Genomic DNA, 24,058 nt, shown 5'->3' on the forward strand with positions numbered 1-24,058 from the left:
ATTCTCTGTTTTAGTGATAACTATGACCAAAGGAAGTGACAGAAAAAAAGATTGCCAGCTGAAGTGTCATAGTGTGAATTGCTTCACTGTTTTTTATGATAACGAAGATTGTGTTGCTTGTAAAGTACTAGGTTATTATTTTTCCAACCAGCCGCCATCGATTGTCATCACAGTTCCATGAATATAGTCTGCCTGCTTGCTAGCCAGAAAAAGAGTTAGAGAAGCAACTTCTTCTGGTTTTGCCCAACGTCCAGCGGGTGTTTCGTTTGCGACCCATTGCGCCATTTTTCCGTCACCAGCAAAATCAGCAGCGTTCATAGGTGTTTGAATCGCACCAGGCGCAATTGCATTTGCTCGGATACCTTGTCTTATATAGTCGTGATCCAATTGCTTAGTGTAGCCTATTATGGCATGTTTAGAAGCTGTATAAGCAGCACCTCCGCCACCAGCAACCAATCCAGCAATTGATGCCATATTGATGATCACACCATGTTTTTGTGTCAACATTTGGGGTAAGACTTGATTGGTAACTAAGAATGTTCCTTTCAGATTAACTGCTAAAATCCGATCCCATAGGGCTTCTGTTGTGTCCAAAGTAGGGGTGTAATCATCTAAAATCCCAGCAGTATTCAATAAAATATGGATAGGTCCAAATAACGCATTCGCTTTTTTAACAGCTGTATTAATTTCATTTTCTTTTGTCACATCTCCAGTAAACGTTATGAATTTACCAGTAGAGTCTCTTGTTTTTTTGATAGTCGCAGCCAATCCTGTTTCATCAAGATCCATTCCTAAAACATTGGCGCCTTGATTTACAAAAGCGATTGCTTGAGCTTGCCCTATGCCAGAAGCAGCACCAGTTATAAAGATTGTTTTTCCTTGGTATTCATCAAATTTCATACTTGCCCCTCTTTTCTTGATACTATAAGAAAAGCTAGAACAACTTAGTTCAAGTGTTCTAGCTTTATTATGACTTTTCTAATCTATGCTGACAATTTTCCAGTCTTCAGCCAAGACATCACACGGTGTTGGTGAAAACATGCTATATCCTTCATCAGATGTTTTAATTAGAAAATAAGGGGTAACTTGTAGAAAAGTCCCGTCAGATAGCCCAAGCTCATCTCTGAGTTCAATATATAATTCAAAACCTCCCCAACCTTCTCTTACAGCTTTGGCTCCTTTTTTAATATGAGGTAATACTTCTTCAAATGTCATCTAATTGCTCCTTTTTTATGATGGGTATTTCATGATAAGAACATTCGCCTTCTTTAAATGTAACTTGTCCATTTAATAGTTCGACGATTTCTGCCATAAATTGCTCGGATTTTATTTCATCTACAAGGCAAATAACGTCAACTTGTTCTCCATAAACCGTGTCTTGCAGTGTATAAGGATTATGTTCTATAAAATTTTGAACGTTTCCCAAATTAGGATAACTGATCGTTAAACGAATTTCCTGCTGCAATTTCCCTTCAACTAGTCCAATGGTGTTTAATGCATGTGAAACAGCATGACTATAAGCTCTGATCAAGCCGCCAGCCCCAAGTTTTGTTCCGCCAAAATAGCGAGTGACGACGGCCGCTACGTTGATCAATTCTTGCTTTTTTAAAACTTCCAGCATGGGAACACCCGCTGTTCCACTTGGTTCTCCATCATCGCTGCTACGTTGGATATCACTTTTTTCACCGATTATAAAAGCACTACAATTATGACTGGCTTTCCAATGCTCCTTTTTCTTTTGAGCAATAAATTCTTTTGCTTCATCCTCTGAATAAACTCGTTTAAGCGAACAGATAAAACGTGACTTTTTTATTTCGATTTCGCTCTCTCCATCAGAGCGAATGGTAAAATAACTATCAAGCATTTGCTCAGTCCTTTACTACATAATACTTTAAGTATAAAAAAAATAAAGACAAGACGCAACCATTCTCTTAAAAGATAAGAGACCTTCATTTGCTTATGCTAGTTTTTATGAGATAATGATGACAAGGAAAATTACTGTAAAGACAAGGGAGTGAATGATTTGGCAAAAGAGCGTCAAAAGAAATATGATAGCGTTACCCATTATTTAACAACCAATGGTGGTTCACAAGTAACTTTAACGTTTACTCAATTTGACGAGTTACTTTTTCCACATTCAGGACTTCCTAAAACAGCACGTACAGATATTGATTGGTGGGCAAATGACCACAAACATCCTGAAAAAGGCGCGTATGGTTGGCTTAATGCAGGTTACCAAGTGGCACAAGTCAATATTGAAAAAGAGTATATAGTTTTTAATAAACTATTAAAATCTAATTGGATTTTTTAAGATAGGGAAACATAAACGACCAAAAGCAGGAAGCGTTGACAAAAAGCAAAATTTTACTATACTAAGATTAAGAGAATTTAAAAATATGTTATGTTATCATTAGAAAAAAGGAGATGGCTTTCATGGCTAAAAAAACAATCATGCTTGTATGTTCTGCTGGAATGAGTACAAGTTTACTTGTAACGAAAATGCAAAAAGCAGCTGATGCACAGGGATTAGATACGGATATTTTTGCTGTATCTGCCTCAGATGCAGATAACAATTTAGAGAGTAAACCTGTAGACGTGTTATTATTAGGTCCTCAAGTTCGATTCATGAAAAGCGATTTTGAGAAACGTTTAGAACCAAAAGGGATTCCGCTAGAAGTGATCAACATGGCAGATTACGGCATGATGAACGGAGAAAAAGTGTTACAGCAAGCACTAAATTTAATTGGAAATGACTAATCAATCAAGTGAACCAAAACGTGTTTTAAGTTTTGGTTCACTTATTTTTTTGAAATAGGCTATCTAAGCCCAGATAATGCTTCATATCAAATAAAAATGCGTCTGATTTGCTGAAAAGTGAATTAGCCGTGTTTTTTTTTTGCGGAATGTTTTGTATTTAAACTTTTTTTTAAAATAAAAAGATAGTAAGGATAAAATGCGTAGTTTAATTACGGAGGAGAAAAATGCAGGAATTATGGGGAAGAAAAATCTTAAAAAAAGAAGTTGATGATATAGAACTAGTCGAGGAACATGGTCAAAAATTATCAACGATGCAAGAAGTAAATGAAAAAACAATTCAATGTCTACGGTGTGGTCAGATTCAGAATAAGTCTATAGTTCAATTATGTAATAATCATTATTTTTGTCCAGAATGTATTCAATTAGGCAGAGTAGACACTAGTCAGAAATTTTATCATTTATCAGAACCGATACCTGTTCAAAGAACAGTTAATTTTGCATGGGAAGGAAAGCTTACTGAAGGACAACAAGCAGTATCAAATGATTTATTAGCTTCTGTAAAAGAAAATGAGTCTCGAATGATTTGGGCCGTTACTGGCGCTGGAAAGACTGAGATGTTATTCAAAACCATTCATCATTCTTTAGAATGCGGTTATCGAGTTGGTATTGCTTCGCCAAGAGTAGATGTTTGTTTAGAGCTTTTTCCCAGAATACAAGCAGTTTTTCCAGATGAACCCATGATCCTTCTTCATGGAAAAATGGAAGAGCAGTATCACTATACTAAACTGTTAGTATGTACAACACACCAATTATTACGTTTCTTTCAGGCTTTTGATGTATTGATCATTGATGAAGTAGATGCTTTTCCTTTTGTTGATAATCCGTTATTACAATACGCAGTAAAACAAGCAATCAAGAAAACTAGCTCGCTGATTTATTTAACCGCAACACCGACAAAAGAGTTAACCAAAAAGACTGCAAAAAATGAATTACAGACTAGTATTTTACCAGCTCGTTATCATCGAAGAGCCTTGCCAGTTCCAAGAACAAAGTGGTGCAATCAATGGCAAAAGAAAATCAAGAAAGGTAATGCTCCTAGAGCGTTACTAAAAAAAATTCGTACGCTGGGGAATAAAAACGATGTGCTGATTTTTTGCCCTAGTATTTCTTTGATGGAAAATTTGAAGGAAACTATTGAAAAGAAATTTCCAGAAGTACCACTGGCTTGCGTTCATTCACAAGATCCAGAGCGGCTGGAGAAAGTTATGAAGATGCGAAATAAAAAATATCGAATTCTTATAACCTCTACAATATTGGAAAGAGGTGTGACATTTGATGGTGTGTCTGTAATAGTTCTAGGAGCAAATCATGCTGTGTTTGGGACATCCGCTCTTGTTCAAATTGCTGGCAGAGTGGATCGAAGAAAGGAATATACAGCAGGCGAAGTCTGGTTTTTGCACGACGGATGTTCAAAAGCTATGAAAGGTGCAATTAAGCAAATCAAAAAGATGAATGCTTTAGGGATAGAACGGGGATTAATTGATGAAATGTAATTATTGCGCTCAAATGATCAATAGAAATTTAACGCTTAAAGAAATCTTTTTGCCTAAAAAAATAGTCTCCGAACAATTGTGTTCACACTGTGTAAAAACGTTTCAGTTGCTAGAGAAAAAGGATAGTTGTCATGGTTGTCAGCGACAGACGAATAAACTGTATTGTGAAGACTGTTTGAAATGGCAGAGACATTATCCAAATTATGATTTTCACCATGAAGCACTTTTTTTCTACAATCAAGCAATGCAAGAATGGTTTGAAGAATATAAATTCAAAGGTAATTATCGTCTTAGATATAGTTTTGCGAATTTCTTACAGGACTATTTTAAGCATAAAAAGAACGTTATAGTGATTCCAATGCCAATTTCAAATGAACGAATGAAGGTCAGAGGCTTTAATCAAGTTGAAGGTCTTTTGGACGCAGCAGGGATCACTTATCAGCCCTATCTCGAGCGTTTCGTAGATGGTGTATCACAAGTACAAAAAACAAGGAAAGACCGACTAGCGTTAAAACAACCTTTCCTACTGACAAAAGAAGGTCAAAAAAAAATCTCAAATAAAGAAATTCTTTTAGTTGATGATATTTATACAACCGGTCGGACAATTTTTCATGCAGCACAAGTTATTTTGGAAATGAACCCTTCAAAACTGTATACGTTTTCTATTGCGAGATAACAGAAGAATTAAAATGAAAAATCGACCGCAATTTGGTTGGCAAAAGTAATATAATTCGTTATAATAGAATTAAGAAGAAGGATAACAGAGTGGTCCTTTTATTCCTTCTTTAGTGTCAGATGAAAGGGGTAATCGTTATGTTTAGATATAATGTGCGTGGAGAAAATATCGAAGTTACTGAAGCTATTAGAGACTATGTAGAGAAAAAAGTTGGTAAATTAGAGCGTTATTTCAGTGATTCACCTGAAGCAACTGTTCACGTGAACTTAAAAGTATATACTGAAAAAACAGCAAAAGTTGAGGTTACGATTCCTCTACCTTATTTAGTTTTACGTGCTGAAGAAACATCACCTGATTTATATGCAAGTGTTGATTTAGTTGTAGATAAATTAGAACGACAAATTCGTAAATTTAAAACAAAAATTAACCGTAAATCTCGTGAAACAGGGATGAACACTGCTAAAGCAGCTATTTTCTTGAATGGTGAAGAAACACCAGATGAAACGCCAGAATTAGACATTGTTCGTACAAAACGTCTTTCATTGAAGCCAATGGATAGTGAAGAAGCTGTTTTGCAAATGAACATGTTAGGACATAACTTCTTTATCTTTGAAGATTCAGAAACAAATGGAACAAGCATTGTTTATCGTCGTAAAGATGGTAAATATGGTTTGATCGAAACAGATTAATTTAGTATGAAGGAAGTAAATTTCTTTGGTTTAACAAGGGAAAACTAAGACTAGCTAGTATTAGAAAAATTGTTATCAAGAGTATTTTTTTTCAAATTTCCGATTTTCTAAGAGACTGTAGCAGGACGGCACACGTTTTGCCGCAGTCTCTTTCCTTATTTCAAACGTATGTACATAAAAAATAAAATAATATATTGTTAATATTAAGAGAAGTTATTTCCTTTCTTGCCAACTAATGATAAAATAGAAAGGATGATTGTGCATTTAGTGCAAAAAATAAATAGAGTCAATTGAAAGGAACACTTAAAACATGGCGAATTTTTTAAAAAAGATAATCGAAAATGATAAAAAAGAATTAAAACGCTTGGATGGTATAGCTAACCAAGTAGAGTCTCACGCTTCCGCTATTGCAGCGCTAAGTGATGAAGACCTAAAAGCAAAGACCGAAGAGTTCAAAGCTCGCTACAAAAAAGGTGAAACATTGGATCAATTATTACCGGAAGCTTTTGCGGTTGTTCGTGAAGCTGCGAAACGTGTGTTGGGCTTATATCCATATCATGTACAGTTAATGGGTGGTATTGTTTTACATGATGGAAATATCCCTGAAATGAGAACAGGTGAAGGTAAGACCTTGACTGCTACAATGCCAGTTTATTTGAATGCATTGACAGGTGAAGGGGTTCATGTCGTAACCGTCAATGAATATTTAGCAACTCGTGACTCAGATGAGATGGGTGAATTGTACAATTTCTTAGGCTTGACAGTAGGCTTAAATATCAATTCAAAAACATCAGAAGAAAAACGTGATGCTTATAACTGTGATATCACTTACAGTACGAATAACGAATTAGGGTTTGACTATTTACGTGATAACATGGTTGTTTATCGTAATCAAATGGTACAACGTCCATTGAACTATGCAATCGTGGATGAGGTCGATTCCATTTTGATCGATGAAGCTCGTACACCGTTGATTATATCTGGACAAGCAGAAAAATCAACAGCTCTTTATACACGTACAGATAATTTTGTTAAACGTTTAAAAGAAGAAGAAGACTATAAAATCGATGTTCAATCGAAAACAATTAGTTTAACTGAAGCTGGTATTGAAAAAGCAGAAGAAAACTTCGGTTTAGAGAACCTTTATGATATTGAAAACACTGCTTTGACACATCATATGGATCAAGCATTACGTGCGAATTTTATTATGCTTCGTGATATTGATTACGTTGTTCAAGATGGCAAAGTTTTGATTGTTGACCAATTTACTGGTCGTATAATGGACGGTCGTCGTTATTCAGATGGGTTACACCAAGCAATTGAAGCCAAAGAAGGCGTAGAGATCGAAGACGAAACAAAAACAATGGCAACAATTACATTCCAGAACTATTTCCGTATGTATAAGAAATTAGCTGGGATGACGGGGACTGCTAAAACAGAAGAAGAAGAATTCCGTGAAATCTACAATATTCAAGTTTTCCAAATTCCAACAAACCGTCCAATCATTCGTGATGACCGTGCAGATTTACTTTACCCAACACTACAAAGTAAATTTAAAGCAGTCGTCCAAGACATTAAAGAACGTTACCATAATGGTCAACCCGTCTTAGTTGGTACAGTTGCTGTTGAAACTTCTGAATTATTATCAGAGTTATTAAACAAAGAAAAAGTACCGCATGAAGTATTGAATGCGAAAAATCACTTTAAAGAAGCCGAAATCATCATGAATGCTGGTCAAAAAGGTGCAGTTACGATCGCTACCAATATGGCTGGTCGTGGTACAGATATCAAGCTTGGTCTTGGTGTTGTTGAACTTGGCGGTTTAGCTGTGATAGGTACTGAGCGTCATGAATCACGCCGTATTGATAATCAATTGCGTGGACGTGCTGGTCGTCAGGGAGACCCTGGGGTTTCTCAATTCTACCTATCACTTGAAGACGATTTGATGAAACGTTTTGGTTCAGAACGAATCAAAGCATTCTTGGATCGTATGAATATTGAAGAATCCGATGCAGTGATCCAAAGTAAAATGTTAAGTAAACAAGTAGAATCAGCTCAAAAACGTGTTGAAGGGAACAATTACGATACACGTAAAAATGTCTTACAATACGATGATGTAATGCGTGAGCAGCGTGAAGTTATTTATGCGCAGCGTCAAGAAGTTATCATGGAAGATAAAGAGTTGACTGAAACATTATTAAACATGGTAAAACGTACAATCACTCGCGTTGTAGATAGCCATACACAATTAGAAAAAGAAAACTGGAACCTTGACGGAATCGTTGATTTCGCTTCTTCAACATTGGTTCATGAAGACTCTATTTCTAAAGCTGATCTAGAAGGCAAATCACCAGAAGAAATCAAAACGTATCTAGTAAAACGTGCTCAAGAAGTTTATGACATCAAAGTAGAACAATTAAATGGTCCAGAACAAATTCTGGAATTCCAAAAAGTGGTTATTCTACGTGTTGTAGATACAAAATGGACAGATCATATCGATGCAATGGATCAATTACGTCAATCAGTGGGCTTACGTGCTTACGGACAAAATAATCCATTAGTTGAATATCAAACTGAAGGCTACAATATGTTTGAAGAAATGATTGGAGCAATCGAATACGAAGTAACTCGTCTGTTTATGAAATCAGAAATTCGTCAAAACGTTCAACGTGAACAAGTGGCGCAAGGGGAAGCTGTTCATCCAACAGATGAAGAAGAACCTCAAAGTAATACAAGTGCTAAGAAGCAACCCATTCATGTTGACGAAAAAATTGGCCGTAACGACCCTTGTCCATGTGGCAGTGGTAAGAAATACAAAAATTGTCACGGTAAAGGTCTTTAAAAATTGATGAAGGTGAGGCATTCGCCTCGCCTTCATTTGTTGTGTCACAAAGTATTGAAAATGGAAGGAAGAAAATATCATGGAAAATGCTGAAATCCGCACTATTTTAGATGAAATGAATCAATCAATCACAAGCTTTAGGGGGTCTCTTTGACTTAGATCAGTTAGAAGAAGATATAGCCGAGGCTGAAAACAGAATGGCAGAGCCAGGTTTTTGGGATAATTCTGAAACAGCACAACAATTGATCAATGAAACCAATTCCTATAAAGAGAAATATCAACAATTTCATCAATTTGCTGATGAGTTAGAAGAATTGGAAATCATGAGTGAGATGCAGCAAGAAGAATACGATTCTGATACGCAAGTAGAATTGGAAGAACGGCTACTAGCTTTAAAAGAAAAATTAAGTATTTATGAACTTTCTTTATTGTTAAACGAGCCTTATGACAAAAATAATGTTATCATGGAACTTCATCCGGGAGCTGGCGGTACTGAATCGCAAGATTGGGGCAGTATGCTGCTTCGAATGTATACTCGTTGGGCTGAAAGTCACGGCTTTCAAGTAGAGACATTGGATTACCAGTCTGGAGATGAAGCAGGCATTAAAAGTGTTACGCTTTTAATTAAAGGATATAATGCGTATGGCTATTTAAAATCAGAAAAAGGTGTTCATCGTTTGGTCCGGATTTCACCGTTTGATTCAGCCAAACGTCGTCATACTTCCTTTTGCTCAGTTGATATTATGCCAGAATTAGATGAAAACGTTGAGATTGATATCAATACAGATGATCTAAAAGTCGATACGTATCGAGCTAGCGGTGCTGGGGGACAACATATTAATAAAACAGAATCAGCAGTTCGAATCACACATATTCCGACTGGAACCGTTGTTGCTAGTCAAGCACAACGTTCACAATTAAAAAACCGTGAGCAAGCGATGGGCATGCTGAAAGCAAAGCTTTATCAATTAGAAATGGATAAAAAAGCGCAGGAAGCAGCGTCATTACGTGGTGAGCAGCTAGAGATTGGTTGGGGCTCTCAAATTAGATCTTATGTTTTCCACCCCTATTCAATGGTCAAAGATCATCGTACCAATTATGAAACTGGAAATGTACAGGCTGTAATGGATGGAGACTTAGATGGATTTATTGATGCTTACTTGAAACAAAAACTAAATTGATCAATTCACAGAAATGAAACAAAATTGTAAACTGTTGAAAGAGCCTTGAAACAAAGTCATGTTATAATGATTGATAGTCTAGAAAACAGAGATGGAGAGAATACGCCATGATTGAAATGAAAGATGTAATGAAGAAATATTCGAATGGTACTACAGCTATCCGAAATATTTCAGTAGAAATAAAACAAGGTGAATTCGTTTATGTTGTTGGACCTTCCGGAGCCGGAAAATCAACATTTATTAAATTAATGTACCGTGAAGAAAAAGCAACTAAAGGACGTTTAAAAGTTGCTAGTCATGATTTAATGAAAATAAAAAATGCCGAAGTTCCTTATCTTAGAAGAGAAATCGGTATCGTCTTTCAAGATTATAAATTATTGACGAAGAAAACTGTTTATGAGAATGTTGCTTATGCTATGCAAGTTGTTGGGCGTAAGCCAAGAGATATCAAGAAAAGAGTAATGGAAGTTCTTGATCTTGTTGGTTTGAAACATAAAGTCCGAGTGTTCCCAAGTGAACTATCTGGTGGGGAACAACAACGTGTTTCAATTGCTCGTGCAATCGTAAATACACCTAAAGTTCTAATTGCCGATGAACCAACAGGAAATCTTGATCCGGAAAACTCATGGGAAATCATGAAACTTTTAGACCGGATCAACGCACAAGGAACGACCGTTGTAATGGCAACACATAACAGTACGATTGTAAACACGATCCGTCATCGCGTAATCGCCATCGAGAATGGCCGAATTATTCGAGACCAAGCGGAAGGAGAATATGGCTACGATGATTAGAACGTTCTTTTCTCATGTCCTAGAAAGTATCAAAAGTTTAAAACGTAATGGGTGGATGACAATTGCTTCTGCCAGTGCCGTTACGATTACTTTAGTCCTTGTTGGGATTTTTATGGCAGTAATTTTTAATGCAACAAAATTAGCAAAAGATATCGAAGAAAACGTAACAGTTTCTGTTTTTGTGGATATTGGTACAACACCAGATGAAATGCAAAAATTAGAAAAAGAATTAAATAAAATCGATAATGTCGAGACGATTTCATATTCAAATAAAGACAAGCAATTAAAGAAAATCCAAAAACAAATGGGTGAAGCTTGGAACTTATTTGAAGGGGATAGCAATCCTTTATACGATGTTTATTATGTAAGTGCGAAAGAACCATCAGATACGAAGAAGATTTCAGAGAAAGCAGCAAAACTGCCGAATGTATTTAAAGCCGATTACGGTGGTGTTTCCTCAGATAAGATTTTCAGTATTGCCGGAAAAGTTAGAACATGGGGATTGGGCGCCGCAATTCTATTATTGTTTGTTGCAGTATTCTTGATTTCTAACACGATTCGTATTACGATTCTTTCTCGCCAAAGAGAGATTCAAATCATGCGTCTAGTTGGTGCGAAAAATGGTTACATCCGTTGGCCATTCTTTATAGAAGGGGCTTGGATCGGTTTAATTGGCTCGATCATCCCGATTTTGGTTTTAACTTTCGGATACCAAAAATTCTATACGTTGTTCAACCCACAACTGTTGAGTTCAAATTATTCATTATTAAAACCTGAATCATTTGTTTGGCAAATCGATTTATTAATGATTGTAATTGGAATGACAATCGGATCACTTGGGTCAATCATTTCAATGCGTCGTTTCTTAAAAATTTAGTAAGAGGAAGCAGACATTTTTGTCTGCTTTTTCTTTACTTATTTTCATAAGTTCGTTATGCTTTACTGGGGATGTAAGAGTGAAATGATTGGGGGGCATAAATGAAATTTTTATATGAAAATATATTTGTTATTATTTTTATTGCGAATATGCTATTATCGTTAGTTATTGTTTTTAGAGAACGGAAACAAACGGCTCAGACATGGTCTTGGCTACTTGTATTGATGTTTATTCCAGTCTTAGGATTTATTCTTTATATTTTCTTAGGACGAGGAATTTCAAAAGATAAGATTTTTGATATGAAAATGCAGGCTAAAATCGGTATGAATGCAGAAATAGAATCAGAAAAGCAGTCATTATTGAGAGGACTTTTTCCTCATCCACCAACAGGAGAAGTGGATTCAAAGCAACTGATTTACATGCTAACTGTGTTTGAAAGTTCGTTGTATACCACAAATAATGAGATTCGTTTATATACAGATGGACGAGAGAAATTTGACGGCTTAATCGAAGATATTCGACAAGCAACAGAGCACATCCATATGGAATATTACATTTACCGTGGAGATACATTAGGGAAAGAAATTCGTCAGGAATTGATTAATGCCGTGAAAAGAGGAGTAAAAGTTCGCTTGCTTTTAGACGCTTGGGGTTCTACCCAAGTAAATATGAAATTTTTTGAAGAACTAAAGAAAATTGGTGGAGAAATTGCTTTTTTCTTTCCATTATTTGTTCCATATTTAAATCCAAGAATCAATTATCGCAATCACCGAAAAATTGTGGTGATTGATGGGAAAATTGGTTATACGGGCGGTTTTAATGTTGGAAATGAATACCTAGGTGAAGTTGAAAAATTTGGCTATTGGCGAGATAATCATTTGAGAATTCACGGTGAAGCTGTTTATAGTTTACAGAATCGTTTTTTGATGGATTGGAATTCACAACATCGAAAAGAGTTGAGCTATGATTCGACTTATTTTCCACCCATTTGTTCTATTGGGAAGAAAGCGGTTCAAGTAGTAACGAGTGGTCCCGATTCAGAACACGAGCAAATTAAAATGACATATTTAAAAATGATATCAATCGCTAAAAAAGAAATTTTAATTCAAACACCTTATTATATACCGGATGCTTCGATTCACGAGGCGTTAAAATTAGCTTTACTATCTGGTGTTAAAGTGCGTATACAAATACCAAATAAGCCCGACCATATATTGGTTTATTGGGCAACGTATTCATTTTCAGCTGAACTATTGGAATATGGTGCGATTATTGAAACTTATGAACATGGGTTTATTCACGCGAAGACAATGATCATTGACGGAGGAATTGTTTCTGTTGGATCAGCGAATATCGATGTTCGTTCTTTCCGGCTTGATTTTGAAGTCAATACGATAATTTATGATCAAGAATTTTCGAAAGAAGTACGGGATGCTTTTTACGAAGATTCTAAAGTATCTGAACTTTTGACAGAAGAAAAATATCGGAATCGTGGTGTTCTGATTAAATTAAAAGAAGGATTAGCACGCCTAATTTCACCACTATTATAATGCTGTGGGGACAGAAGAACTTATTTCCGAATTCTTCAAAAATCAGTATTTTAGCACTTAGAATTTGATGTGATTGAAGTGTAGTACTTGCTTCTGATTTCACAGTTTATCCGGAATTCATGTGATTGGATGTGACTCAAAGAGTTGGATTCCAGTCACTTTTTAATTTGCCTTTTTCTGTTATTTTATTCTAAAAAATGACCAATGTCGACAACTTATAATTTTCAATGGAAACAGTTAATGTTAAAATGAATTGATTGAATTAGTTTGGAGGATTATCAGATAAATGAAAAAGAAAATGCTATTATTTTTTAGTCTAGTTGGAATACTAACTTTATCAGGATGTGCTAAGTGGATCGATCGAGGTGAATCGATCACAGCAGTCGGCTCATCTGCGCTACAACCGCTAGTTGAAACGGCAGCAGAAGAGTTTCAAAACCAAAACCCAGGACGCTTTGTCAATGTTCAAGGAGGCGGAAGCGGTACAGGATTGAGTCAAGTTCAGTCTGGTGCAGTAGACATTGGGAATTCTGACTTGTTTGCAGAAGAAAAAAAAGGAATCGATGCATCTAAACTGACAGATCACAAGGTTGCTGTAGTAGGAATTACACCAATCGTTAATAAGAATGTTGGGGTATCAGATATTTCATTAGAAAACCTTAGAAAAATCTTTTTAGGCGAAATAACGAACTGGAAAGAACTTGGTGGAAATGACATTGCAATTGTTATGTTGAATCGTGCAGCTGGAAGTGGTACACGCGTGACTTTTGAGCGTTGGGTATTAGATGGCAAAACAGCGATTCAAGCTCAAGAACAGGATTCAAGTGGGATGGTTCGTTCTATTGTTGCCGATACACCTGGAGCAATCAGCTATACTGCCTTTTCTTATGTTAATGATCAAGTGAATACGTTAAGCATTGATGGGGTAAAGCCAACTGACGAGAATGTTATAACGAATAAATGGACAATTTGGTCCTATGAACATATGTATACGTTAGGAAAGCCAAAGCAATTGACAGATGAATTTTTGCAATTTATGTTGTCAGATGATGTACAGGAAAAAATTATTGCTCAATTAGGGTATATCCCTGTTTCAAAAATGAAAATAGAACGTGATTGGCAAGGAAATCTTGTTAAATAATCCGTCTTTACACAAAATTTACAAACTTAACATAAGATTTACATGTTATTAAACGCAAATTTATGTTCAAAAGTTACACTGATTTTATTATGGAAAGTGTTGAGCAAATGGAGAAATATAAAATCTGATTGCGGTAGAAAACATCGCATTCAATTTTTCTTATTATTCTGTCAGAACTGAATGAACTCATTACGCTTTTAATGCTATCTAGCTTTGCGGGCTAGCTCTTTGGAAAAAAGATAAAAATGGAATGTGACAAAAAGCGTCACAATCAATTTTTCCTATTTTTCTGTCAGAGCTGAACGAGCCCGCTACGCTTTTAATGCTATCTAGCTTTGCGGGCTAGCTCTTTGGAAAAAAGATAAAAATGGAATGTGACAAAAAGCGTCACAGTCAATTTTTCCTATTTTTCTGTCAGAGCTGAACGAGCCCGCTACGCTTTTAATTTAAGGAGGAATTTTCTTGGAAGATGTGCAGAAGAAATTGTTAACAAAATCAAAGCGCGCCAGAATGGAACAACGAGGAAAATTTATTAGTTTTCTTTGTATCGCTTTGATTGTTTTGGTTGTTTTATCCATCTTTTATTTTGTGGCAAGTAAAGGTTTAGCGACTTTTTTTACGAATAAAATCAAAGTATCCGACTTTTTATTCGGTACAAACTGGAATCCAAGTGAAACAGGAACAGATGGTAAGCCAATGGTAGGAGCTTTACCGATGATTGCTGGTTCTTTTATCGTAACGTTTTTGTCTGCGATCATTGCAACGCCATTTGCGATTGGTGCAGCTGTGTTTATGACAGAAATTTCACCTAAAAAAGGATCAAAGATTTTACAGCCAGTTATTGAATTATTGGTTGGGATTCCTTCTGTTGTTTATGGCTTTATTGGTTTATCTGTGATCGTACCTTTTATTCGTTCGATCTTTGGTGGTACAGGTTTTGGGATTTTAGCGGGGACATTTGTACTATTTGTTATGATTTTACCAACAGTTACAACAATGACAGTTGACGCGCTAAAGTCAGTCCCTCGTCATTATCGGGAAGCATCGTTAGCCTTAGGAGCGACTCGTTGGCAAACAATTTACAAAGTTGTTTTACGCGCTGCAGTCCCTGGTATTTTAACAGCCGTCGTTTTTGGAATGGCACGTGCTTTCGGTGAAGCTTTAGCGATTCAAATGGTTATCGGAAATGCAGCAATCATGCCGTCAAGTTTGACGACACCAGCATCAACGTTAACAAGTATTTTGACGATGGGCATCGGAAATACAATTATGGGAACAGTAGAAAACAACGTGCTTTGGTCACTTGCGTTGATCCTGTTGTTAATGTCATTGCTATTTAATATTATTATTCGGATCATCGGTAGGAAAGGGGCCTTGAAATAATGAATGCAAAAAAAGCAGATAAATTTGCAACAGGCGTTCTATACGCTATTTCAGGCGTGATCGTTTTGATTTTGGCAGCTTTGCTGCTTTATATTTTAATTCGCGGTATCCCGCATATATCTTGGGACTTTTTAACGAAACCTTCCAAAGCTTATCAAGCAGGCGGGGGTATTGGTATTCAGTTATTTAACTCATTATACTTATTGTTGATCACGATGCTGATCAGTTTTCCTATTTCGTTAGGTGCGGGCATTTATTTATCTGAGTATGCGAAGAAAAACTGGGTAACAGATGTGATTCGCACGTCGATTGAAATTTTAAGTTCACTGCCTTCAGTCGTTGTTGGTTTGTTTGGTTTCTTAATATTTGTTGTACAAATGGGCTATGGTTTTTCGATCATTTCTGGTGCTTTGGCATTAACATTCTTCAACTTGCCTTTATTAACAAGAAATGTTGAAGAGTCATTAAAAGCAGTTCACTATACACAACGAGAAGCTGGACTTTCATTAGGATTGTCTCGCTGGGAAACAGTGATGAAAGTAGTTGTTCCAGAAGCGTTACCTGGTATTTTAACAGGAGTGATTTTGAGTTCAGGAAGAATTTTTGGTGAAGCAGCTGCTTTGATTTATACGGCAGGTCAAAGTGCACCAGCATTAGATTTCAGTAATTGGAATCCATTAAGTGTTTCAAGTCCGATCAGTATTTTCCGTCAAGCTGAAACTTTAGCTGTTCATATTTGGAAAATCAATACAGAAGGTACAATGCCGGATGGTGCAGCTGTTTCTGCGGGTGCTTCTGCAGTTCTGATTTTAGTCGTTTTACTCTTCAATTTCGGCGCACGCTTTATCGGAAACAGATTATATAAAAGAATGACATCAGCCTAATGTTAGGGGAATCAGAATGAAAGAATATAATTTAAATGACACAAATATCATTAAACTGCCTGAACCGATTGCGTTGCATACAGATGATCTTCATGTTTGGTATGGAGACAATGAAGCAATCAAGGGCGTGGATTTGGAATTTGAAAAAAATAAAATCACTGCTTTGATTGGTCCATCAGGATGTGGAAAATCGACGTATTTACGTTCATTGAATCGGATGAATGATGGGATCGCTAATACCAAAGTAACGGGTAACATCATGTACAAAGGGGTAAATGTTAATACAAAAGAAGTCGATGTTTATGAAATGCGCAAACGAATCGGCATGGTTTTTCAACGTCCTAACCCATTTAGCAAATCAATCTATGAGAATATCACATTTGCTCTAAAGCAACATGGTGAAAAAGACAAGAAAAAACTAGATGAAATTGTTGAAACAAGTTTAAAACAAGCAGCACTTTGGGAGCAAGTCAAAGATAATTTAGACAAAAGTGCTTTAGCCTTATCAGGTGGTCAACAACAGCGTTTATGTATTGCTAGAGCCATTGCGATGAAGCCTGATATTTTACTTTTAGACGAACCTGCTAGTGCACTAGATCCAATTTCAACTGGTAAAGTAGAAGAAACATTGGTGAATTTAAAAGATGATTATACGATCATTATCGTAACCCATAATATGCAGCAAGCTGCCCGTATCAGTGATTACACTGCCTTTTTCTACCTAGGCAAAGTGATTGAATACGATGAAACAAGAAAAATCTTTACACGACCAAAAATTCAAGCGACAGAAGATTACGTTTCTGGACATTTTGGTTAGGAGGAGCAAGATGACAAAAGAAATTATTTCATCAAAAGATTTGCATTTATATTACGGTAAAAAAGAAGCTCTAAAGGGGATTGATTTGAGCATCAATCAAGGGGAGATCACTGCTATGATCGGACCATCTGGTTGTGGTAAATCGACGTATCTACGTTCATTGAACCGAATGAATGATTTGATTCCAGGTGTTACGATCACTGGAAGCGTGGTTTACAAAGGCAAAGACATTTATGGTCCGAAAACGGACATCGTAGATTTACGTAAAGAAATCGGTATGGTATTTCAACAACCCAATCCGTTTCCATTTTCGATTTATGAAAATGTGATTTATGGTTTACGTTTAAAAGGTGAGAAGGATAAACAAGTACTAGATGAAACTGTGGAAAATAGCTTAAAAGCAGCTTCTGTGTGGGAAGATGTGAAAGACAAACTGCATAAAAGTGCCTTGTCTTTATCTGGCGGACAACAACAGCGTGTCTGCATCGCTCGTGTTTTAGCTGTTGATCCTGAGATTATTTTATTGGATGAACCAACAAGTGCGCTTGATCCTGTTTCAAGTGGTAAAATTGAAAATATGCTTTTAACATTAAAAGAAAAATACACTATGATCATGGTGACCCACAATATGTCTCAAGCTTCACGAATTTCTGATAAAACAGCTTTCTTTTTACAAGGCGAATTGATAGAATTTAATGATACGAAGAAAATATTCTTAAATCCTAAAGAAAAACAAACAGAAGATTACATTTCTGGGAAATTTGGTTAAAAAAAAGGAGGAATACACATGTTGCGCAGCCAATTTGAAGAAGAACTATTAAATCTGCATAATCAATTTTATGAAATGGGCATGATGGTAAGTAATGTCGTACATAAATCTGTACGTGCTTATATCAATCATGATAAAAAGATTGCCAACGAAGTAATCGATTATGATGTAGAAATCAATGATATGGAAGTTAAGCTAGAAAAGAAAAGCTTTGAAATGATTGCCTTACAGCAACCAGTAACAACTGATTTAAGAATGATCATCACAGTCATGAAAGCCAGCTCTGATTTGGAAAGAATGGCAGATCATGCTGTATCAATTGCAAAATCAACTATACGCTTAAAAGGTGAGACAAGAATTCCTGAAATTGAAAAAGAAATTTCTGATATGTCTGACTACGTGAAGAAAATGGTTGATAATGTATTGATTGCTTATGTCAAAACCGATCAAAAAGACGCAAGAATGATTGCTAAAATGGATACTAGAGTAAATGAGTATTTTGATAGCATTTATAGCCACTCAATCAAGGCGATGCAGTCAAATCCAGAAACTGTAATCAGTGGGACAGATTATCTTCATGTCGCAACGTATCTAGAACGTATCGGGGATTATGTGACAAATATTTGTGAGTGGATCGTCTATCTTGCGACAGGAAAAATCACAGAGTTAAACAGTAATCATGATGAATAAGTATCAAAGAAAATACCTTCGATAAGTTTTCGAAGGTATTTTTTTGTAAAAAAACGTTAAATCAGAATTAAACATTCGAAAAATAGCGATCAAATTGAACATAATTTCAATAAAGTGTTTACATTATTTCATTCAACATGTATTATACAATTATATTGGAAAGCGCAGACCATTATAATTATTTTGTTTGAGGTGAAAAAAATTGGAAGAAATGAATAGTGAAGTTGGAAAAACGAATCAGCTAACGATTGCTGAACAAAGAAAAAGATGGTTTAAAGAATTTATGAAACCGTTTTTAGTTGTCGTGGTTATTTACATCACGATGTATATGATACGGAATAACTTTAAAGCAGCTCAGCCATTATTAAAAAGTCAATTGGGACTTACAACGACAGACCTTGGCTATATCGGTTTTGTTTTTTCGATTGTTTATGGATTTGGTAAATTTATTGTTGGTTATATTGTGGATGGTAAAAATACCAAGAAAATTTTGTCTATCTTATTGTTGTTATCATCAATTACCGTTTTATGTTTAGGGCTATTATTTACGATGAATAATGTTCCGATGGGATGGATCGTTGTTTTATGGTCTTTAAATGGATTATTCCAATGTGTGGGCGGGCCAAGTAGTGCTTCTGTTATTACACAATGGACAACAAGAAGCAATCGTGGGAGATATATCGGTTTATGGAATGCTTCTCACAATATCGGTGGTGGTTTTGCTGGGATTTTTGCAGTGTGGTGTGCAACGACTTTCTTTAAAGGACAAGTAGCAGGAATGTTTATTATTCCAGCAATCGTTGCGGCAGTAGTTGCTGTAGTTACATTTTTTATTGGTAAAAATAGACCAGAAGATTTAGGCTGGAATTCAAGTGAAGAGATTTTTGGCGAACCGATTGAAGAAGCAAACGTAGATGCAGAGAATTTAACGAAATGGGAAATTTTTAAAAAGTATTTATTAACAAATCCATACATTTGGATTTTATGCGTAGCGAATGTTTTTGTCTATATTGTCCGTATTGGGATTGATAATTGGGCGCCATTATACGTGACAGAACATCTCAATTTTTCACAAGAAGCAGCAGCTCAAACGATTTTCTATTTTGAAATGGGCGCTTTAGTCGGTTGCTTAGCTTGGGGTTATATCTCAGATTTACTTAAAGGACGTCCTGCTTTAGTTGCCACAATCAGCAGTATTCTATTACCGATTGGCATTATCGGCTATCAACTGGGTACGACAGAACTTGTAATCAACGTATCATTATTTATGTTAGGTATGATGGTTTTTGGTCCACAATTATTGATCAACTTATCTATGTTAGGATTCGTGCCCAAAAAAGCAACAGTCGTTTCAGGAGGTTTATTAGGAGCGTTTGCCTATTTGTTTGGGGACTCAATGGCGAAAATCTTATTAGCTAAAATTTCAGATCCCTCTAAAAATGGTGTGAATTTCTTTGGACATGTACTTCATGGTTGGAATGATACATTTATTATCTTCTATATTTCCATTGTAATTATTGTGGTTCTTTTAGGAAGTGTAGCATTTGCAGAAGAAAAAAGAAGAAAAAAAGTAAACGCGTAAAGGTGGAATAAACATATGAATGTAAAAATTACGAATTTTAGAGACTTAGGTGGTATTAAAAATAAAGAGGGAAAAATGATTAAATCAAAAAAATTATTACGATCAGGTCATCTAGTCAATTTAGATAAAAAAACACAAACAACATTGATTGAGTCATTCAATTTAACAAGAATCATCGATTTTAGACGTGAGTTTGAAATCAGTGAGTCACCAGATACACCGATTGAAGATGTGGAATATGTCAATTTAGATTTGCTTGGGAAAATGAATGCTAAAAATTCGAGTTTAGCTGATTTTGCTAAACTAAAATCGATTGAAGCTGTTGATAAACATATGCTAGGTGTTTATGAAGATTTGATCTTAAATCCAGGAGCGCAAGAAGGTTTCACAGAATTTATGGCGTATATCTTAGCAAATAAAAACGGGTCAACCATTTTTCATTGTTTTGCTGGAAAAGACCGTACAGGTTATGCTTCAGCTTTATTACTATTACTCCTAAATGTCGAAAAAGAAGAGATTTATAAAGATTTCTTAGTAACGAATGAAGAAAGAAAACAAGCTAATGACGAACTGGTACAGCAGTTTAGAGAACAAGGGTTTAGTGAAGAACAATTGGAATCTTTAGCAACTGCACTTTATGTAAAAGAAGATTATTTAGATCATGCCTTCCATTTGATTGAGAAACATTTTGGCACCGCAGAAAATTACGCAGCAGAATGTTTAGATTTTGACAAAGAAAAACTCGAAGAATTTAGACATATTTATTTAATTGACTAAGGAAGTGTGGTTTGTTTTCCTAATTTTTTCTTGCTATAATTGAAGAAAATAAAAAGAACGGATTATAATTATGGATAAACAAAAACAACAGCTTAGTATTGAAGCAGCCAGATTGTATTATCAATCTGGTCTTGGTCAGCAGGAAATTGCAAAAAAATTAGATGTTTCCCGTCCGACGATTTCTAGATTACTGAATTATGCTAAAGAAAAAGGATATGTACAAATTACGATCTCAGACCCTTTTTCCGATTTGTTTGAGCTCGAAAAACGACTTAAAGAAAAATATGACTTGTTAGAAGTACATGTTGTATTTTCACCTGAAACAAATTATCAAGTTATTACAGAGTACCTTACGTCTTATGCAGCAGAGTATTTAGAAGAAACAATCAAAAATGGTGATATTCTAGGGGTTAGTTGGGGAACAACGATGTATGAAGTGGCAAGAAAACTGAATACCCAAGAGAGAGTTGGTGTAGAAATTGTTCAATTGAAGGGCGGAATCAGTCATTCTAATGTGAATACATACGCCAATGAAACGCTGACGTTATTTGAAAAAGCTTTTCAAACAGTTGCGATGCAACTTCCGTTACCAGTTATTTTTGACAATGCAGAAGTAAAAAAAATGGTAGAGCAAGATCGTCATATCCAAAAAATCATCACAAAAGGGAAACAAGCGAATATTGCGCTATTTACAGTAGGAACAGTTAGAGACGAAGCGCTGTTATTTCGTTTAGGCTATTTTAGTGATGAAGAAGAACAACTTCTTAAAGAACAAGCGGTTGGCGATATTTGTTCTCGCTTCTTTGATAGCAGTGGTGAAATATGCAGTCAGAAAATCAATGAACGGACGATCGGTATTGAATTATCTGATCTAAGAGAAAAAGAAAAAGCGATTTTAGTCGCTGGCGGTTCACGAAAAATTGAAGCGATTGATGGCGCTTTAGCAGGTAAGTACGCTAATGTATTGATCATCGATCAAAGCGCTGCGGAAGGTTTACTGAAGCTATAAACAAGGTAATGAGAATAGATAGGAACGGATTAAAACAACGTTCCTATCTATTTTTATCTTAATTTGAACATAATTTCATGATGGTGTTTACAAATGTTCTTGCGGAGTGTATAATACAATTATCAAAACTAAAGGAGAGTTATAATGACTATTGCAAAAATGATTGACCATACAGCATTAAAACCTGAAACAACAAAGGATATGATTGTAAAACTTTGTCAAGAAGCTAAAAAATATCAGTTTGCTTCAGTTTGTGTGAATCCCTATTGGGTTAAGTTATCAAGTACTGAATTAAAAGGATCTGGCGTTGATGTTTGTACTGTAATTGGATTTCCTTTAGGTGCAAATACATCTGAAACAAAGGCTTTTGAAACTAAAAATGCTATTGCTAATGGTGCTACAGAAGTCGATATGGTAATCAATGTAGGTGCACTGAAATCTGGCGACTTAGAAACAGTTGAAGCAGATATCCGTGCAGTTGTTGAAGCATCAGGAGATGTTCTTGTAAAAGTTATTCTTGAAACATGTTTGCTTACAAAAGAGGAAATTGTCACAGTTTCTGAGTTATCAGTTAAAGCAGGTGCCGATTTTGTTAAAACATCAACAGGATTTTCTACAGGCGGAGCAACAGCAGAAGATATTGCTTTAATGAGAAAAACTGTAGGACCTGATGTTGGTGTTAAAGCTTCTGGCGGGGTTCGTACAAAAGAAGAAGTAGTAACAATGATCGAAGCAGGCGCGTCAAGAATCGGTGCAAGTGCTGGGGTTTCAATCGTTTCTGGTGAAACAACTGACCAAGGTAGCGGTTATTAAAAAGAAAATAAAGTAAGCAACTTGCTTACTTTTACAAGCTAATGTAAACGAGTTCAATTGGAGGATAAGATGAAGTATTTAATTGGTTGCCTAGGTTTGTTATTTTTTATCGGAGTGGCATGGTTAACGAGTAATGATCGTAAAAAAGTTAAAGTTAGACCGATTATTGTCATGTTAGTTTTGCAATTTATTTTAGGTTTTGTGTTACTGAATACAAGCGTTGGTAATTTCGTTATAGAAGGAATTGCCAAAGGATTTGATAATTTACTGCAATATGCTGCTGAAGGTGTGAATTTTGTTTTTGGAGGTCTGATCAATCCAGACGAAAGCTCATTTTTTATTGGTGTTTTACTACCGATCGTTTTCATTTCGGCATTGATCGGAATTCTGCAGTATTTTAAAATTCTTCCATTTATTGTGAAATACATTGGACTTGCTTTAAGTAAGGTGAATGGCATGGGAAAATTAGAATCATATAATGCAGTTGCCTCAGCTATTTTAGGTCAATCAGAAGTCTTTATTTCTGTGAAAAAACAGCTAGGTTTATTACCAAAACATCGTTTATATACATTATGTGCTTCAGCGATGTCAACTGTATCGATGGCAATCATCGGTTCTTATATGTTTTTATTGAAACCACAATATGTAGTGACGGCCATTGTTTTAAATTTATTTGGAGGATTCATTATCACATCCGTGATTAATCCGTATGAAGTGACAGCAGAAGAAGATGTTTTAGAAGTAAAAGATGAAAAAGAACAATCCTTTTTTGAAATGTTAGGGGAATACATCATGGATGGTTTCCATGTAGCGATTACAGTTGCTGCGATGTTGATCGGATTTGTAGCTGTTATTACAATGATCAACGCAATTTTCAAAGGAATTTTTGGAATGTCATTCCAAGATATTATCGGTTATCTCGTTGCACCATTTGCGTTCTTAATGGGTGTACCAGCAAATGAAATCGTAGATGCTGGAAGTATTATGGCGACTAAACTAGTCTCAAATGAATTTGTCGCAATGACGAACTTAACGTCAAGCTCGATAGAATTTTCTGGCAGAACCACAGCTATCATTTCTGTTTTCTTAGTTTCTTTTGCAAACTTCTCTTCAATCGGCATCATCTCTGGGGCTGTAAAAAGCCTGAACGAAGAACAAGGAAATGTTGTGGCACGTTTCGGTATAAAATTATTATTCGGTGCAACGTTAGTTAGTTGTTTAACAGCGACGATCGTTGGTTTGCTTTATTAATTTTTAAGTTTAATAGGTGAGGT

General features: G+C 35.7%; 24 protein-coding genes. 21 read left to right on the forward strand and 3 right to left on the reverse strand.

The window, feature by feature from the left end:
* Positions 1-135 precede the first annotated feature (135 nt).
* The 3 genes from IGJ02_RS05230 to IGJ02_RS05240 all read right to left on the reverse strand — a co-directional run bounded on the left by IGJ02_RS05230 (position 136) and on the right by IGJ02_RS05240 (position 1,864).
* Complete coding sequence (locus IGJ02_RS05230; RefSeq protein WP_430603507.1) at positions 136-900, reverse strand: 3-oxoacyl-ACP reductase; 765 nt, start codon at positions 898-900, stop codon at positions 136-138.
* A 78-nt stretch (positions 901-978) separates the two neighbouring features.
* The gene (locus IGJ02_RS05235) at positions 979-1,215 is read right to left on the reverse strand and encodes a DUF2829 domain-containing protein (RefSeq protein ID WP_010760766.1); all 237 of its coding nucleotides are present in this window, start codon (positions 1,213-1,215) and stop codon (positions 979-981) included.
* Positions 1,205-1,864 carry a YigZ family protein gene (locus IGJ02_RS05240; protein WP_430603508.1) on the reverse strand — a complete coding sequence of 220 codons (660 nt, stop codon included), beginning with the start codon at positions 1,862-1,864 and terminating at the stop codon, positions 1,205-1,207. Before IGJ02_RS05240 ends, IGJ02_RS05235 begins: the two co-directional genes overlap by 11 nt.
* A 159-nt stretch (positions 1,865-2,023) precedes the next feature.
* On the opposite strand from IGJ02_RS05240, the gene IGJ02_RS05245 reads away from it, so the two are divergent.
* The 21 genes from IGJ02_RS05245 (at position 2,024) to IGJ02_RS05345 (ending at position 24,035) form a co-directional block, all read left to right on the forward strand.
* Positions 2,024-2,311 carry a DUF7662 domain-containing protein gene (locus IGJ02_RS05245; RefSeq protein WP_010760768.1) on the forward strand — a complete coding sequence of 96 codons (288 nt, stop codon included), beginning with the start codon at positions 2,024-2,026 and terminating at the stop codon, positions 2,309-2,311.
* Between the two features lie 122 nt (positions 2,312-2,433).
* Entirely contained in the window at positions 2,434-2,757 is a 324-nt protein-coding gene (locus tag IGJ02_RS05250) for a PTS sugar transporter subunit IIB (protein ID WP_010760769.1), read from the forward strand.
* 224 nt (positions 2,758-2,981) lie between these two features.
* Positions 2,982-4,310, forward strand: a complete 1,329-nt coding sequence (locus IGJ02_RS05255) for a DEAD/DEAH box helicase (RefSeq protein ID WP_430603509.1) — start codon at positions 2,982-2,984, stop codon at positions 4,308-4,310.
* Positions 4,300-4,986 carry a ComF family protein gene (locus IGJ02_RS05260; RefSeq protein WP_430603510.1) on the forward strand — a complete coding sequence of 229 codons (687 nt, stop codon included), beginning with the start codon at positions 4,300-4,302 and terminating at the stop codon, positions 4,984-4,986. Before IGJ02_RS05255 ends, IGJ02_RS05260 begins: the two co-directional genes overlap by 11 nt.
* 137 nt (positions 4,987-5,123) lie before the next feature.
* A complete protein-coding gene (hpf, locus tag IGJ02_RS05265; RefSeq protein ID WP_010760772.1) occupies positions 5,124-5,675 on the forward strand; it encodes a ribosome hibernation-promoting factor, HPF/YfiA family in 552 nt (183 codons plus the stop codon).
* A gap of 310 nt (positions 5,676-5,985) precedes the next feature.
* Entirely contained in the window at positions 5,986-8,517 is a 2,532-nt protein-coding gene (gene secA, locus IGJ02_RS05270; RefSeq protein ID WP_010760773.1) for a preprotein translocase subunit SecA, read from the forward strand.
* Positions 8,518-8,596: 79 nt separating this feature from the next.
* Positions 8,597-9,698 (forward strand): peptide chain release factor 2 gene (gene prfB / locus IGJ02_RS05275; protein WP_179190858.1). Its coding sequence is split into 2 segments (ribosomal slippage): positions 8,597-8,668 and positions 8,670-9,698, totalling 1,101 coding nucleotides; the frame shifts between segments, so codons are not numbered across the junction.
* Positions 9,699-9,805: 107 nt separating this feature from the next.
* On the forward strand, positions 9,806-10,492 hold the full coding sequence (gene ftsE / locus IGJ02_RS05280) for a cell division ATP-binding protein FtsE (RefSeq protein WP_010760775.1): 687 nt from the start codon (positions 9,806-9,808) through the stop codon (positions 10,490-10,492).
* Positions 10,485-11,369 carry a permease-like cell division protein FtsX gene (ftsX, locus tag IGJ02_RS05285; RefSeq protein ID WP_010760776.1) on the forward strand — a complete coding sequence of 295 codons (885 nt, stop codon included), beginning with the start codon at positions 10,485-10,487 and terminating at the stop codon, positions 11,367-11,369. The genes ftsE and ftsX overlap by 8 nt, the downstream gene beginning before the upstream one ends.
* 101 nt (positions 11,370-11,470) lie before the next feature.
* Positions 11,471-12,919: a cardiolipin synthase gene (gene cls, locus IGJ02_RS05290; RefSeq protein WP_010760777.1), complete on the forward strand. Its 1,449-nt coding sequence runs from the start codon at positions 11,471-11,473 to the stop codon at positions 12,917-12,919.
* A 286-nt stretch (positions 12,920-13,205) separates the two neighbouring features.
* Positions 13,206-14,060 carry a phosphate ABC transporter substrate-binding protein PstS gene (locus IGJ02_RS05295; RefSeq protein ID WP_010760778.1) on the forward strand — a complete coding sequence of 285 codons (855 nt, stop codon included), beginning with the start codon at positions 13,206-13,208 and terminating at the stop codon, positions 14,058-14,060.
* 462 nt (positions 14,061-14,522) lie between these two features.
* Positions 14,523-15,443 (forward strand): phosphate ABC transporter permease subunit PstC, encoded by a 921-nt coding sequence (gene pstC, locus IGJ02_RS05300; RefSeq protein ID WP_010760779.1) that lies wholly within the window; start codon positions 14,523-14,525, stop codon positions 15,441-15,443.
* Entirely contained in the window at positions 15,443-16,327 is an 885-nt protein-coding gene (gene pstA / locus IGJ02_RS05305; protein WP_010760780.1) for a phosphate ABC transporter permease PstA, read from the forward strand. The genes pstC and pstA overlap by 1 nt, the downstream gene beginning before the upstream one ends.
* 16 nt (positions 16,328-16,343) lie before the next feature.
* Positions 16,344-17,144, forward strand: a complete 801-nt coding sequence (pstB, locus tag IGJ02_RS05310; RefSeq protein WP_010760781.1) for a phosphate ABC transporter ATP-binding protein PstB — start codon at positions 16,344-16,346, stop codon at positions 17,142-17,144.
* A gap of 10 nt (positions 17,145-17,154) precedes the next feature.
* The gene (pstB, locus tag IGJ02_RS05315; RefSeq protein ID WP_430603511.1) at positions 17,155-17,913 is read left to right on the forward strand and encodes a phosphate ABC transporter ATP-binding protein PstB; all 759 of its coding nucleotides are present in this window, start codon (positions 17,155-17,157) and stop codon (positions 17,911-17,913) included.
* 18 nt (positions 17,914-17,931) lie between these two features.
* The gene (phoU, locus tag IGJ02_RS05320; RefSeq protein ID WP_010760783.1) at positions 17,932-18,603 is read left to right on the forward strand and encodes a phosphate signaling complex protein PhoU; all 672 of its coding nucleotides are present in this window, start codon (positions 17,932-17,934) and stop codon (positions 18,601-18,603) included.
* 211 nt (positions 18,604-18,814) lie between these two features.
* On the forward strand, positions 18,815-20,185 hold the full coding sequence (gene uhpT / locus IGJ02_RS05325) for a hexose-6-phosphate:phosphate antiporter (RefSeq protein ID WP_034683289.1): 1,371 nt from the start codon (positions 18,815-18,817) through the stop codon (positions 20,183-20,185).
* 15 nt (positions 20,186-20,200) lie between these two features.
* A complete protein-coding gene (locus IGJ02_RS05330; protein ID WP_430603512.1) occupies positions 20,201-20,962 on the forward strand; it encodes a tyrosine-protein phosphatase in 762 nt (253 codons plus the stop codon).
* A gap of 70 nt (positions 20,963-21,032) precedes the next feature.
* On the forward strand, positions 21,033-21,971 hold the full coding sequence (locus tag IGJ02_RS05335) for a sugar-binding transcriptional regulator (protein WP_010760786.1): 939 nt from the start codon (positions 21,033-21,035) through the stop codon (positions 21,969-21,971).
* Between the two features lie 144 nt (positions 21,972-22,115).
* Positions 22,116-22,784 (forward strand): deoxyribose-phosphate aldolase, encoded by a 669-nt coding sequence (gene deoC, locus IGJ02_RS05340; RefSeq protein WP_010760788.1) that lies wholly within the window; start codon positions 22,116-22,118, stop codon positions 22,782-22,784.
* Positions 22,785-22,853: 69 nt separating this feature from the next.
* Positions 22,854-24,035 carry a NupC/NupG family nucleoside CNT transporter gene (locus IGJ02_RS05345; protein ID WP_010760789.1) on the forward strand — a complete coding sequence of 394 codons (1,182 nt, stop codon included), beginning with the start codon at positions 22,854-22,856 and terminating at the stop codon, positions 24,033-24,035.
* The last annotated feature ends 23 nt before the right edge of the window (positions 24,036-24,058 follow it).

Origin of the sequence: Enterococcus sp. DIV0724b (assembly GCF_050531475.1) — a bacterium.
Classification (GTDB): domain Bacteria; phylum Bacillota; class Bacilli; order Lactobacillales; family Enterococcaceae; genus Enterococcus_L; species Enterococcus_L haemoperoxidus.

What these genes read in the sequence shown, in the direction of transcription:
- IGJ02_RS05230 (WP_430603507.1), bottom strand. Translation starts at nt 900, where the DNA reads ATGAAATTTGATGAATACCAAGGAAAAACAATCTTTATAACTGGTGCT.
- IGJ02_RS05235 (WP_010760766.1), bottom strand. Translation starts at nt 1,215, where the DNA reads ATGACATTTGAAGAAGTATTACCTCATATTAAAAAAGGAGCCAAAGCT.
- IGJ02_RS05240 (WP_430603508.1), bottom strand. Translation starts at nt 1,864, where the DNA reads ATGCTTGATAGTTATTTTACCATTCGCTCTGATGGAGAGAGCGAAATC.
- IGJ02_RS05250 (WP_010760769.1), top strand. Translation starts at nt 2,434, where the DNA reads ATGGCTAAAAAAACAATCATGCTTGTATGTTCTGCTGGAATGAGTACA.
- IGJ02_RS05255 (WP_430603509.1), top strand. Translation starts at nt 2,982, where the DNA reads ATGCAGGAATTATGGGGAAGAAAAATCTTAAAAAAAGAAGTTGATGAT.
- IGJ02_RS05260 (WP_430603510.1), top strand. Translation starts at nt 4,300, where the DNA reads ATGAAATGTAATTATTGCGCTCAAATGATCAATAGAAATTTAACGCTT.
- hpf (WP_010760772.1), top strand. Translation starts at nt 5,124, where the DNA reads ATGTTTAGATATAATGTGCGTGGAGAAAATATCGAAGTTACTGAAGCT.
- secA (WP_010760773.1), top strand. Translation starts at nt 5,986, where the DNA reads ATGGCGAATTTTTTAAAAAAGATAATCGAAAATGATAAAAAAGAATTA.
- ftsE (WP_010760775.1), top strand. Translation starts at nt 9,806, where the DNA reads ATGATTGAAATGAAAGATGTAATGAAGAAATATTCGAATGGTACTACA.
- ftsX (WP_010760776.1), top strand. Translation starts at nt 10,485, where the DNA reads ATGATTAGAACGTTCTTTTCTCATGTCCTAGAAAGTATCAAAAGTTTA.
- cls (WP_010760777.1), top strand. Translation starts at nt 11,471, where the DNA reads ATGAAATTTTTATATGAAAATATATTTGTTATTATTTTTATTGCGAAT.
- IGJ02_RS05295 (WP_010760778.1), top strand. Translation starts at nt 13,206, where the DNA reads ATGAAAAAGAAAATGCTATTATTTTTTAGTCTAGTTGGAATACTAACT.
- pstA (WP_010760780.1), top strand. Translation starts at nt 15,443, where the DNA reads ATGAATGCAAAAAAAGCAGATAAATTTGCAACAGGCGTTCTATACGCT.
- pstB (WP_010760781.1), top strand. Translation starts at nt 16,344, where the DNA reads ATGAAAGAATATAATTTAAATGACACAAATATCATTAAACTGCCTGAA.
- pstB (WP_430603511.1), top strand. Translation starts at nt 17,155, where the DNA reads ATGACAAAAGAAATTATTTCATCAAAAGATTTGCATTTATATTACGGT.
- phoU (WP_010760783.1), top strand. Translation starts at nt 17,932, where the DNA reads ATGTTGCGCAGCCAATTTGAAGAAGAACTATTAAATCTGCATAATCAA.
- uhpT (WP_034683289.1), top strand. Translation starts at nt 18,815, where the DNA reads ATGAATAGTGAAGTTGGAAAAACGAATCAGCTAACGATTGCTGAACAA.
- IGJ02_RS05330 (WP_430603512.1), top strand. Translation starts at nt 20,201, where the DNA reads ATGAATGTAAAAATTACGAATTTTAGAGACTTAGGTGGTATTAAAAAT.
- IGJ02_RS05335 (WP_010760786.1), top strand. Translation starts at nt 21,033, where the DNA reads ATGGATAAACAAAAACAACAGCTTAGTATTGAAGCAGCCAGATTGTAT.
- deoC (WP_010760788.1), top strand. Translation starts at nt 22,116, where the DNA reads ATGACTATTGCAAAAATGATTGACCATACAGCATTAAAACCTGAAACA.
- IGJ02_RS05345 (WP_010760789.1), top strand. Translation starts at nt 22,854, where the DNA reads ATGAAGTATTTAATTGGTTGCCTAGGTTTGTTATTTTTTATCGGAGTG.